Source organism: Micromonospora sp. LZ34 (assembly GCF_052981855.1).
Genome location: NZ_JBRIQN010000030.1, coordinates 82,224 through 92,992, shown reverse-complemented (window position 1 = coordinate 92,992; position 10,769 = coordinate 82,224). Strand labels below are relative to the sequence as shown.

Annotated in this window: 12 protein-coding genes; 6 read left to right on the top strand and 6 right to left on the bottom strand. The window is 74.8% G+C overall.

The features are described 5' to 3' along the window. Both ACVCAH_RS26535 and ACVCAH_RS26530 read left to right on the top strand, forming a co-directional pair. Positions 1-1,197: SCO7613 C-terminal domain-containing membrane protein (locus ACVCAH_RS26535; RefSeq protein WP_447138927.1), on the top strand; the 1,197-nt coding region annotated here is incomplete at its 5' end. 141 nt (positions 1,198-1,338) lie between these two features. Beyond that, the gene (locus ACVCAH_RS26530) at positions 1,339-2,385 is read left to right on the top strand and encodes a fatty acid desaturase family protein (RefSeq protein WP_447138926.1); all 1,047 of its coding nucleotides are present in this window, start codon (positions 1,339-1,341) and stop codon (positions 2,383-2,385) included. A gap of 50 nt (positions 2,386-2,435) precedes the next feature. On the opposite strand, the gene ACVCAH_RS26525 is transcribed toward ACVCAH_RS26530, so the two are convergent. Continuing rightward, complete coding sequence (locus tag ACVCAH_RS26525; protein ID WP_447138925.1) at positions 2,436-3,203, bottom strand: hypothetical protein; 768 nt, start codon at positions 3,201-3,203, stop codon at positions 2,436-2,438. A 261-nt stretch (positions 3,204-3,464) separates the two neighbouring features. Between ACVCAH_RS26525 and ACVCAH_RS26520 the strand changes: the two genes are divergently transcribed. Together ACVCAH_RS26520 and ACVCAH_RS26515 are read left to right on the top strand one after the other, a co-directional pair. Next, a complete protein-coding gene (locus ACVCAH_RS26520; protein WP_447138924.1) occupies positions 3,465-3,758 on the top strand; it encodes a 4a-hydroxytetrahydrobiopterin dehydratase in 294 nt (97 codons plus the stop codon). Then, positions 3,755-4,906, top strand: a complete 1,152-nt coding sequence (locus tag ACVCAH_RS26515) for an FHA domain-containing protein (protein ID WP_447138923.1) — start codon at positions 3,755-3,757, stop codon at positions 4,904-4,906. The genes ACVCAH_RS26520 and ACVCAH_RS26515 overlap by 4 nt, the downstream gene beginning before the upstream one ends. Before the next feature lie 81 nt (positions 4,907-4,987). Here ACVCAH_RS26515 and rocD read toward each other — a convergent pair whose 3' ends face one another. From rocD to ACVCAH_RS26495, 4 genes are all read right to left on the bottom strand, one after another. Continuing rightward, positions 4,988-6,202: an ornithine--oxo-acid transaminase gene (gene rocD / locus ACVCAH_RS26510; protein WP_447138935.1), complete on the bottom strand. Its 1,215-nt coding sequence runs from the start codon at positions 6,200-6,202 to the stop codon at positions 4,988-4,990. After that, entirely contained in the window at positions 6,202-7,017 is an 816-nt protein-coding gene (gene ddaH / locus ACVCAH_RS26505) for a dimethylargininase (RefSeq protein ID WP_447138934.1), read from the bottom strand. The genes rocD and ddaH overlap by 1 nt, the downstream gene beginning before the upstream one ends. Positions 7,018-7,258: 241 nt before the next feature. Continuing rightward, positions 7,259-7,681 carry a nitroreductase/quinone reductase family protein gene (locus ACVCAH_RS26500; RefSeq protein ID WP_447138922.1) on the bottom strand — a complete coding sequence of 141 codons (423 nt, stop codon included), beginning with the start codon at positions 7,679-7,681 and terminating at the stop codon, positions 7,259-7,261. Beyond that, positions 7,681-8,316: an NAD(P)-dependent oxidoreductase gene (locus ACVCAH_RS26495; RefSeq protein WP_447138921.1), complete on the bottom strand. Its 636-nt coding sequence runs from the start codon at positions 8,314-8,316 to the stop codon at positions 7,681-7,683. Before ACVCAH_RS26495 ends, ACVCAH_RS26500 begins: the two co-directional genes overlap by 1 nt. Before the next feature lie 98 nt (positions 8,317-8,414). On the opposite strand from ACVCAH_RS26495, the gene ACVCAH_RS26490 reads away from it, so the two are divergent. Continuing rightward, positions 8,415-8,795 (top strand): winged helix-turn-helix transcriptional regulator, encoded by a 381-nt coding sequence (locus ACVCAH_RS26490; protein WP_447138920.1) that lies wholly within the window; start codon positions 8,415-8,417, stop codon positions 8,793-8,795. 173 nt (positions 8,796-8,968) lie between these two features. Here the strand turns inward: ACVCAH_RS26490 and ACVCAH_RS26485 are convergent, their stop codons facing one another. After that, positions 8,969-9,742 (bottom strand): thrombospondin, encoded by a 774-nt coding sequence (locus tag ACVCAH_RS26485; RefSeq protein WP_447138919.1) that lies wholly within the window; start codon positions 9,740-9,742, stop codon positions 8,969-8,971. A gap of 188 nt (positions 9,743-9,930) precedes the next feature. Between ACVCAH_RS26485 and ACVCAH_RS26480 the strand changes: the two genes are divergently transcribed. Beyond that, complete coding sequence (locus ACVCAH_RS26480; protein WP_447138918.1) at positions 9,931-10,740, top strand: Fpg/Nei family DNA glycosylase; 810 nt, start codon at positions 9,931-9,933, stop codon at positions 10,738-10,740. Positions 10,741-10,769: the final 29 nt, after the last annotated feature.

The window sequence follows — 10,769 nt, the reverse complement described above, 5'->3', positions numbered from 1 at the left end:
CGCCGCCCGGCCCGCCGCGCCGCCCGGCCCGCCGACGGTCCGGGCACGGAGCCCGCCCCGGCGACCACCTTCGGCGCGGCGCTGGCCGCCCTGCCGTTCGCCGCGGCCGCCGCGCCGGTGCTGCTGGTGGCCGCCGGCGCGCCCTGGCCGGTGGTGCCGGCCGTCGCCCTGGCCCTCGGCGTGGCCGTGCTGCTGTTCGCCGCCCTGGCCGGGCCGCGCCCGCTGCTCGCCCCGGTCACCGTGCCGGTGGGACTGGTGATGACCGGCTCGGGACTGGCCGGTCTGCTGGCCACCCGGGCCGGCACGCTCGCCGGCCTCGGCGTGCTGGTGGTGGCCGCGACCGTGGCCGGCGCCGCCGGGCGGCGCGCCGGCGTGCGCCTCGCCGGCAGCCTGGTCGCGGTGGCCGCCGCGACCGCCCTCGCGCTCACCGCACCGCTGGCCGGCGGCCTACCGCTGCGTACGGCGGCGTTCACCGTCCTGGCCGTGGCGGCACTGACCCTGGCCGTGGCGGCCGTGCTCGCCGTCCGGGGCAACCCGGCGGGGCCCGCGCTGGACGCCGCCGCCCAGGCGGTGGCGTTGGTCGCTCTGCTGCTGACCGTCGGCGCGCTCCGGCACGCCGCGGCGGTCTGCGTGCTGTGGGGGGCCGCCACGGGGGTGCGGGTGCTGCGCCGGGGCGAGTCCGTCGGCCGGCGGTGGGCGTTCGCCGGGATCGCCGGCGGCAGCGAACTGCTCGGCGCCTGGCTGCTGCTGGCCGCCGGGGGAGTGGCCGTGCTGGAGGCGTACACGCTGCCGGCCGCGGCGCTGGCCCTCGGCGCGGGCACGCTGGCGCTGCGCACCCGGCCGGGGCTGAACAGCTGGCTCGCGCTCGCTCCCGGGCTGGCCGCCGGGCTGCTGCCGAGCCTGGTGTCGGTGCTGGTGGCGCCGGAGGCGCAGCCGTGGCGCCGGCTGCTGCTCGGCGCCGCCGCGCTCGCCGTGGTGCTCGCCGGGGCGACCCGGCGCTGGCAGGCCCCGGTGCTGCTCGGCGGGGGCACGTTGGCCCTGCTCGCGCTCCACGAACTCGGCCGCGGCTGGGACCTGCTGCCCCGGTGGATCTTCCTGGCCGTCGGCGGGCTGGCGCTGATCGGGCTGGCCGCCACGTACGAGCGGCGGCGGCGGGACCTGGCCCGGCTGCGGGCCGCGGTGGGCCGGATGGGCTGAGCCGGCGGTGGGCGGGGTAGGGCTCTCCCTACCCCGGATCGGGGGGTTCCCAGGGTTACTCAGCGCAACCGTTCGCCGGAGACTGGATGTGGGTGTCGCTCCGTCCGGCGCGACCCGGAGCCGAAGGACGGGAGCTATTTGATGCTCGGAGCGGTGGCGGAACCGCCGGTACGGCGCGGCAGTGACTACGCACAGTTGTCCCGGCGGATCAGCCAGGCCGGGCTGCTGGATCGGCGGCCCGGGTGGTACGCGGTGCGCATCGTGCTCACCCTGGGCGTGTTCCTGGCGGGTTGGGCCGCGGTCGTGCTGGTGGGCGACTCCTGGGCGCAGCTGCTGCTGGCGGTCGGGCTGGCGGTGGCCACCACCCAGGTGGCGTTCCTCGGCCACGACGCCGGGCACCGGCAGATGTTCCGCCGGCGCGGCCCGAGCGAGCTGGTCGGTCTGCTCGCCGGCAACCTGGCGGTGGGGCTCAGCTACGGCTGGTGGGTCGACAAGCACAACCGGCACCACGCCAACCCGAACCACGAGGACGAGGACCCGGACGTGGGGGCGGGCGCCCTGGTCTGGACGTACGAGCAGGCCGCCGCGACCCGGGGCTTCGGGCGGTGGCTGGCCCGCCGGCAGGCCTGGCTGTTCTTCCCGATGCTGCTGCTGGAGGGGCTGAACCTGCACGCGGCGAGCGTCCGGGCGATCGTGGAACGGGAGCCGGACGGCCGGTACCGGACCCCGATGCGGCACCGGGGGGTCGAGGCGCTGCTGCTCGTCGCGCACACCGCCGGCTATCTCGGCGTGCTGCTGCTGGTCATGTCGCCGGTGAAGGCGCTGCTCTTCGTCGCCGTCCACCAGGCACTGTGGGGCCTCTACATGGGCTGCGCGTTCGCCCCGAACCACAAGGGCATGCCGATGCCGACCGCGGCGGACCAGCTCGACTTCCTGCGCAAGCAGGTGCTCACCTCACGCAACGTCCGGGGTAGCCGGTTCGTCGACCTGGCGCTGGGCGGGCTCAACTACCAGATCGAGCACCACCTGTTCCCCAACATGCCCCGGGCGAACCTGCGCCGGGCCCAGCCGATCGTGCGGGCGTACTGCGCCGAGCAGAGCATCCCGTACGCGGAGACCGGGCTGGTCGAGTCGTACCGGCAGGCGCTCGGGCACCTGCACGAGGTCGGCCGGCCGCTGCGGGGCTGACACGACGGGGGCGGCGCCTGACCGGCGCCGCCCCTGCTCAGCTCAGCCGGTCAGGCGCCGAACGCCTTGATCAGCTCCTCCGGAGCCTCCTGGGTCTCGCTCGCCGCCGGCTTGCGGACGCTCACCGGGGTGCCGAAGTCCGAGTAGGTGGTGGTCATCGTGCCCAGCGACTCGTGCAGCACGCTGACGTCGATGGCGATCTCGGTCAGCCGGCCCTGCTCGTCGACCTTCGCGGTGAACGGGACGGCCTTGGCCTTCTCGCCGAGCGCCGCGATGTCCTTGTCCTTCGCCATGGTGCGGGTGTAGTCCAGGGTGCCGGCGAAGCTGCCCTCGCCGGTCTCCTTCACCTCGGCGACGGCGGAGATGAGCTTCTTGGCGCCGCCCGGGTCGCCCTCCGGCATCAGGTTGAGCTGGCCGCTCTCGCCGAGCTTGGTGGTGTCCATGTGCAGCCACTTCTTCGGCAGCCCGGCCATCCCAGTCACCTTCAGGTACGCGTCGTCGCCCACCATCACGATCCGGAACTTGCCCGAGGTGCCCATGTTCAGCGTCATGTCCCCGGTCTTGGTCGACGGGTCCAGGACGCCCCCGCCGCTCATCACCGACGACTTCAGGTCCATCCGGACGCTCTGCTCGTTCAGCTTCTGCGCGGCGGCGGTCAGCTTGCCGAGCGCGTCGGCCGGGGCGCTGCTGGCCGGTGCCGCGCTGGAGCCGTTGCCGGCCGGTGTGTCCGCTCCCGTCTTGTTGCCGCATCCGGTCAGTCCGAGACTGAGCGCGGCGACGAGCGCGACCCCCGTGGTCGCCAGCCGTCGAGTGTTCATGCTGGATGTCTCCTCGTGAAGGTTGGGCCGGGGCGACGACGACGGTCGATCCCCCGGCCGGGCCGTTGGTCAGCCTAACCCGTCACATCCACAGTTCGGCGTCGATACCCCGGCCCCCGGGACCCGGGTGCCGCCGGGGCCACCCGACCCGACCCGGCCGAGACCGTCCGCCGCCGGCGGCACCCGGCGCCGGCGGACGGCCCGGACACACCCGCCGCCGCTGGTCGGCGTCGTCCCGAACTGCCCCGGTAGGGTCACCCCATGGCAGACGTGCTCACCGCGGAGGCGGTGCGAGACGAGCTGGGTGGGCTGGCGGGCTGGTCGGGAGACCCGGCCGGGATCGTCCGCACCGTGGAGCTGGGCAGCTTCCCGGACGCCATCGCGGTGGTGGACCGGGTCGCGGCGACGGCCGAGGAACTGGACCATCACCCCGACATCGACATCCGCTGGCGGACCCTCACCTTCCGCTGCGTCACCCATTCCGCGGGCGGGGTCACCCGGCGTGACCTGGAGCTCGCCCGGCGGATCGACGAGATCGTGCGGGGTGCCCGATGAGATTCGAGATCAGCAAGGTGCTGGACGCCATCGAGGGCCGGGTCTGCACCGACCCGTCGCTGGCCCGCGCGGTCGTCGACCTCGCCGAGGTGATCCGCTACCAGGACATCGACGGCGGCCGGCCGGCCAGCCTGCTCCGCCTCGGCATGGTCATCGACGCGCTGGCCCGGCAGCTGGAGGAGGACAGCGTCCCGGTCTACGCGATCGTGCACCGGGCCCTGCTCTCCGACGCCGACCTGACCTCCAACGAGCGGATGGTGGTCCGCCGCTGGGCCGACGACGGGCTGGTCGAGGTGCTGGACAACCCGGGCGACCGGATGTTCGAGGTGGCCGACCTGCTCGGGCTGCCGGTGCTGAGCCGGGTCCGCGCCGACGGCCTGCGCGGGCGGTACCCGTGGCTGGTCGAGCAGCCCGGCCGGGTGGTCGCCCCGGTGCCCGGCGCCGGCGGGCCGGCCTTCGTGGCCCACGTCGGCAAGGGCGACACCCCGGTGGCCGGCGACCGGTCGCCGGTCGGCGTCAAGCTGCTCGCCCGCCACTGGCGCTGCCCGGAGCCGGGCTGCGCGCTGTTCGGCGGCGGCGGGGGCGGTGGCGCGTTCGCCGACCTGGCCCGGGTGGACCGCAGCCCGGCCGCCCAGCCGCCGCCCACGCTGCGTGGCGGCGTGCCCACCTGCCCCCGGCACGGCAGCCGGCTCGGTGACGCCGGCCCGCGGCCGCGTACCGAGGTGCTCGCGGTGCGCGTCGGCGGGCTGATCCGGCGTCGCTTCGTGCTCAGCGAGGAGCAGCCGGTGGTGGTCGGCCGGGCGCCCGAGCAGGGCGGCGGAATCATGCTCGGCCAATGGCTCAACGACGAGGCCCGGCGCTGGATCAGCCGCGCCCACGTCCGGTTCGAGCTGCGGGTCGGCGAGGTGATCGTGACCGACGTGAGCACCAACGGCTCCGGCATCCGGCCGGGCGGCTCGATGGCCGAGTCGGACCGGATCGCGCTCGCCCCGCAGCAGTCCCGGGTGCTCGACGCCGGTGACATGGTGGAGCTGTATCCCGGGGTGCAGGTGGGCCGGCCCGGCGAGTTGCCGGCCGGTGCCCTGTACACCCCCACCTCGGTGATGGCCGAGGCGCCGACGATGGCGATGCGCCTGCCGCGCGCCTGAGCGCCGGGCCCGCGCCGACCGGACATACGACGGCGGGCGCCGGGACGTGGTCCCGACGCCCGCCGTCGGCGTACGTCGAACTCAGCCGGCCAGGACGGCGGCGAGCTGAGCGACGGCGTGGTCGATCTCCTCCTCGGTGACCACCAGCGGCGGGGCGAGCCGGATGGTGGAGCCGTGGGTGTCCTTACCGAGCACGCCGCGCTCGGCGAGCCGCTCGCACGCCTGCCGGCCGGTCATCAGCGCCGGGTCGATGTCCAGCCCGGCCCACAGGCCCCGGCCCCGGACCGCGACCAGGCCCTTGCCGATCAGCCCGCGCAGGCCGGCGTGCAGCCGCTCGCCCAGCTCCGCGGAGCGGTGCTGGAACTCGCCGCTGGCCAGCAGCCGGACCACCTCGGTCGCCACCGCGCAGGCCAGCGGGTTGCCACCGAAGGTGGAGCCGTGCTGGCCCGGCTTGAGCACGCCGAGCACGTCGGCGTCCGCGGCCACCGCGGAGACCGGCACGATGCCACCGCCGAGCGCCTTGCCCAGCAGGTACATGTCCGGCATGACGCCCTCGTGGTCGCAGGCGAAGGTCGCGCCGGTCCGGCCCAGGCCGGACTGGATCTCGTCGGCGATGAAGAGCACGTTGCGCTCGGTGCAGACCCGACGCACGCCGGGCAGGTAGCCCTCCGGCGGCACCACGACGCCCTGCTCGCCCTGGATCGGCTCGAGCAGCACCGCCACGGTGTTCTCGTCGATGGCGGCGGTCAGCGCCTCCAGGTCGCCGTACGGCACCACGGTGAAGCCGGGGGTGTACGGCCCGAAGTCGGCGCGGGCGTCCTCGTCGGTGGAGAAGCTGACGATGGTGGTCGTCCGGCCGTGGAAGTTGCCCTCCGCGACCACGATGTTCGCCTGCCCGGCCGGTACGCCCTTGACCTGGTAACCCCACTTGCGGGCGACCTTGATCCCGGTCTCCACCGCCTCGGCGCCGGTGTTCATCGGCAGGACCAGGTCCTTGCCGCAGAGCTCGGCCAGTTCCCGGCAGAAGTCGGCGAACTGGTCGTGGATGAACGCCCGGCTGGTGAGGGTGAGCCGGTCGAGCTGCGCGTGCGCGGCCTCGATCAGCTTGGGGTGCCGGTGGCCGAAGTTCAGCGCGGAGTAGCCGGCCAGGAAGTCGAGGTAGCGGCGGCCGTCCACGTCGGTCAGCCAGGCGCCCTCGGCGGAGGAGATCACCACCGGCAGCGGGTGGTAGTTGTGCGCGGTGTACCGCTCCGCGTCCCGGACGGCTCCCGGCGTCCGCAGCATGTCGTCGACGATCACTTGCTTGCCTTTCCCTGACGGAGTCGCAACGTGCAGCACTTCGGTCCACCGCCGGCCTTGCGCAGCTCGGACAGGTCGACCCCGATGGTCTCGTAACCCCGGTCGCGCAGCTTCGCGGCCAGGTCGGTGGCCTGGGCGGGCAGCACCACGTGCCGCCCGTCGCTGACCGCGTTGAGCCCCAGCACCTCGGCGTCGGCCATGGTGGCGTGCACCGCGTCCGGGAAGAGCCGGCGCAGCGCGGCCTGGCTGCCCGGCGAGAACGCCTCCGGCAGGTACGCCACGGTGCGCTCGTCGAGCACGGTCAGCGCGGTGTCCAGGTGGTAGAAGCGCGGGTCGACCAGTTGCATGGTGATCACCGGGTAGCCGAAGACCTCCTGCAACTGCGCGTGCGAGGCGTGCGCGGTGCGGAAGCCGGTGCCGGCCAGCAGGACGTCACCGGCCAGCAGGATGTCGCCCTCGCCCTCGTTGACGTGCTTCGGGTCGTACATCTCGAAGCCGGCGGCCTCGAACCAGGCGCGGTAGGCGGGGGCCTCGTCGGCGCGCTGCGGGTCGCGGAACTGCACCGCCATCGCCTTGCCGTCGATCACCGTCCCGCCGTTGGCGGCGAAGACCATGTCGGGCAGGCCGGGCACCGGAGCGATCTCCTCGACGGTGTGGCCCAGCTCCCGGTAGACCTGGCGGAGCGCCTCCCACTGCCGGATCGCCAGGTCGGTGTCGACCGGCGCGGTCGGGTCCATCCACGGGTTGATCGCGTAGTCCACGGCGAAGTACGTCGGCCGGCACATCAAGAAGCGCTGGCTGGTGGCGTCCATCGTCATTGTCCTGCTCCCAGGGGTCGGGCGCGCCCGGCCACCGTGGCCCACGGGCTGGCGCCGTTGCTCAACGTTATGCGGCCCGACCCGGAAGGATCCACCGGTGATGGTTGCGTAGCCCGACCGATCGTTGCGTCTGAGGGGAGCCGCGCGCCGATTTGTTGCGCGTCGCTCCGCGTCGGCGGTCGAGCCCGGCTGACCGGCCGGCCGGAGCCCGAGAGTCGCCCGGTCGGCCGCCGCCTCAGCGCGTCGGTTCGATCACCACCACCGGGATGTCCCGGTCGGTCGACTCCCGGTACCGCTCGTAGGAGGGGACGGCGGCGACGAACCGTCGCCACAGCCGGTGCTTCTCCGGGCCGGCGACGGTCCGGGCGATCCCGGTGAAGGTGTCGGTGCCGACCTGCACGGTCACCCGCGGGTCGGCCACCAGGTTCAGGTACCAGGCCGGATCCCGGTCCCGCCCGGCGTTGGACCCGGTGACCACGTAGCGGTCGCCGTCGCGGACGAAGACGAGGGCGGTGCGGCGGAGCAGTCCCGACCGGCGCCCCCGGGTGGTGAGCAGCAGGTCGTCCATGCCGGGGCGGGCGTTGCCACCGGTCGCGAGGTACCGACGGATGTGCTCGGCCACCCAGGCGTCCGGGCTGTCGTGGATCTCCTCGCCCATCAGGCCCGCTCCACCCCGAGGTGGACGCCGTGGTGCCGGGGCGCGTCGATCTCGTCGAGCAGGGCCACCGCTAGGTCGGCGTAGGAGATCCGGCTGCCGGCGTCGGCCGGGGCACTCCGGTAGCTGCCGGTTCGCTCCGCGGCATGGTCGAAGTCACCGGCCGGGCTGAGCACCAGCCAGTCCAGCACCGTGCCGGCCTGGCGCAGCACCTCCACCCCGGCCGCGTGCCCCAGATAGAACGGGCGGTACTCCTGCGGGTAGCCGGGGGTGTCCATCAGCGGGGTCCCGGACGCGGTGGGCAGCACGGACGCGAGCCCCACCACCAGCAGCCGAGGTGTCCTTGCCCGAGCCAGCCCGTCAAGCAGCGCCCGGGCGGCGTCGGGGAAGAAGACGCCGGGCGGTGCGGTCAGGTCGGCGGCCGCGTGGATGGCGGCCCCGTGCCCGGCGGCGAGCGCGGCAACGTGCTCCGGGTCGGTCACGTCACCGGCGGCGACACGCAGCCCGTCGGCGACCAGGTCCTGGTGCCGGCCCGGGTCCCGTACCACCGCGGTCACCTCGTGACCCCGGTCGACTGCCTCCCGTACCGCGGCCCGACCGGCCCGGCCGGCGGCGCCGAAGACGACGATCCTGCTCATCGAACCACCTCACGTCCCGGGCCGGTCCGGTGCCGGCCACCGCGACGCACGCTAACCACGCGGGTGGTTACCACCGGGATACCGACTACCCTCGGCCCATGCTCGCGCCGCTCGATCCGGACATGTTCGACCCGGTGTGCCCGTCAGACCTGTCCCCGATCCGGGTGGGGGACAAGTGGGCGGGAATGATCATCCGCTGTCTGGAGCAGGGTCCCCGCCGATTCTCCGAACTCCGTGTGCCGCTGCGCGGGATCACCGCGAAGGTGCTCACCCGGTCGCTCCGCACGCTGGAACGCGACGGCCTGGTGCGGCGTACGGCGTACGCCGGGCCGGCCCCGCGGGTCGACTACGAGCTGACCCCCCTCGGCCGCAGCCTGCTCGGACCGATGGACGTGGCCTGCGAGTGGGCCCGGCGGAACTGGGACGATCTGCTCGACGCCCGGGAGGCCGGACCGGCGCCGGTCCGGGCACGGGACTGACCGGACGGTCGCGCGGGGCGACCGCGACCGGGCCCGGACACACTTCGGGGGCGGCGAATCGCCGCCCCCGAAAGAGGTCGCCCGGCTGGTGAACCACCAGGCTGATCGGGCTCGCCACCGGTGAACCACCGGTGAGTCGGCCGGCGCACCGCCGGCGGCCCGGACAGTGCCCGCTAGAAACGGTCGGCAAACTGTGAATCAAGCCACTCGCGGAAGCGCTGCACCCAGTCGCCGTCGGTGGTCGGCCAGTCGAACTGACCGGTCATCGCCAGCACGCCGAGCACCACCGCGCCGAGGCCGAAGGCGATGCCGAACAGCGCGTCGGTCTTGCCGGCGATGTGCCGGCGGCGGGTGGCCATCAGGCCGAGCACGGCGAGCACCGCGCCGACCGCGCCGAGCCCGATGCCGTACCCGGCGAGGGTCCCGGTGAGCACGAAGAGCGCCCCGGCCACTCCGACGATCAGGCCGAGCGTGGCGAGCAGGCTGGCCCGGGGCTTCGGGCCGGTCGCCACCGGCCGCTCCGCGCGGTCCGGCACCCCGTCGCCGTCCCGGTCCACCGCACCGTGCACCGTGCGGTCCCGGTCCGGGTCGACGGTGGCCTCGCGGTCGGCCGGGCGCTCCAGCACCGGGTCGGGCGGGCCGGCCGGCCGCCGGGTGTCCTCGTCGACCGGTCGGGCGGTGGCGGCCCGCGCGACGGCGGCCCGTTCCGCGGCCCGGCGTTCGGCCTCCGGGTCCCGGCCACCGACCGTGCCGCCGGCCGCGTTGCCGCGGTAGGTCGTCGCCTCGTCCCGGTCGGGGACCGCCGGCCGGTTGGATCCGTCGCGGCCGTCGGGCCGGTCCGGGCCGGCGTTCGTCGACATGTCCCGGCCGTCGACGCGGCCGTCGAGGTTCTCGTCCCGCGGCGGCGCCGGTTCCGACCGGCGCGACAGCGAAGGAATCTTGACCACAACACACCTCCTGGTGAATGCGTGGTGGCCGATGGAACGGGTGGCACCCACGCGGTATGTCCCCGGGATACCCAGGTGGCTCTTTTCTGACACCGGGCCGCTGGCCAGGTCGCGGGCCACCCGGTCGCCTGCCCGGGCGACCGTCGCCCACGCGGCCGGGCCGGCGGCCCCGGCTAGGCTTGGTGGTCGTGCCAGAGGGACACACCATCCACCGCCTGGCGGCCCGCCACGCCGACCTTTTCGCCGGCGACAAGGTGCACGCCGCCAGCCCGCAGGGCCGGTTCGCCGAGGGCGCCGCCCGGCTCACCGGCACCGTCCTGGCGGCCACCGAGGCGTACGGCAAGCACCTGCTGCACCACCACGCCGACGAGCTGACCCTGCACGTGCACCTCGGGCTGTACGGGAAGTTCACCGACGGCGTCGGGGAGCCGCCCGAGCCGGTCGGCCAGGTGCGGCTGCGGCTGACCAGCGACCGGCACTGGCTCGACCTGCGCGGCCCCACCGCCTGCGAGCTGCTCACCCTGCCCGAGGTGGCGGCGCTGCGCGACCGGCTCGGCCCGGACCCGCTGCGCGCCGACGCCGACCCGGAGCGGGCGTACGCCCGGATCTCCCGCAGCCCGACGCCGCTGGCCGCGCTGCTGCTGGACCAGTCGGTGGTGGCCGGCACCGGGCTGATCTTCGTCACCGAGGCGCTGTTCCGGGCGGGGCTGTCGCCGACGCTGCCCGGCCGGGGGCTGACCCGGGCCGGTTGGGATCGGCTCTGGGCCGACCTGGTGGCGCTGATGGGCCGGGCCGTGGTGAGCGGGCGGATCGACACCGTCCGGGACGCCCACCTGCCCGAGGCGATGGGGCGGCCGGCGCGGGTCGACCGGCACGGCGGTGAGGTGTACGTCTACCGCAGGCCGGGCGCGCCCTGCCACGTCTGCGGGACGGCGGTGAGCCGCGGCGAGCTGGCCGGGCGCAACCTCTACTGGTGCGCCACCTGCCAACCGGCCTGACCCGCCCGCCGGCCCGAGCGTCCACGTCC

Coding starts and splice junctions, on each gene's coding strand:
- ACVCAH_RS26530 (WP_447138926.1), top strand. CDS start 1,339: ATGCTCGGAGCGGTGGCGGAACCGCCGGTACGGCGCGGCAGTGACTAC.
- ACVCAH_RS26525 (WP_447138925.1), bottom strand. CDS start 3,203: ATGAACACTCGACGGCTGGCGACCACGGGGGTCGCGCTCGTCGCCGCG.
- ACVCAH_RS26520 (WP_447138924.1), top strand. CDS start 3,465: ATGGCAGACGTGCTCACCGCGGAGGCGGTGCGAGACGAGCTGGGTGGG.
- ACVCAH_RS26515 (WP_447138923.1), top strand. CDS start 3,755: ATGAGATTCGAGATCAGCAAGGTGCTGGACGCCATCGAGGGCCGGGTC.
- ddaH (WP_447138934.1), bottom strand. CDS start 7,017: ATGGACGCCACCAGCCAGCGCTTCTTGATGTGCCGGCCGACGTACTTC.
- ACVCAH_RS26500 (WP_447138922.1), bottom strand. CDS start 7,681: ATGGGCGAGGAGATCCACGACAGCCCGGACGCCTGGGTGGCCGAGCAC.
- ACVCAH_RS26495 (WP_447138921.1), bottom strand. CDS start 8,316: ATGAGCAGGATCGTCGTCTTCGGCGCCGCCGGCCGGGCCGGTCGGGCC.
- ACVCAH_RS26490 (WP_447138920.1), top strand. CDS start 8,415: ATGCTCGCGCCGCTCGATCCGGACATGTTCGACCCGGTGTGCCCGTCA.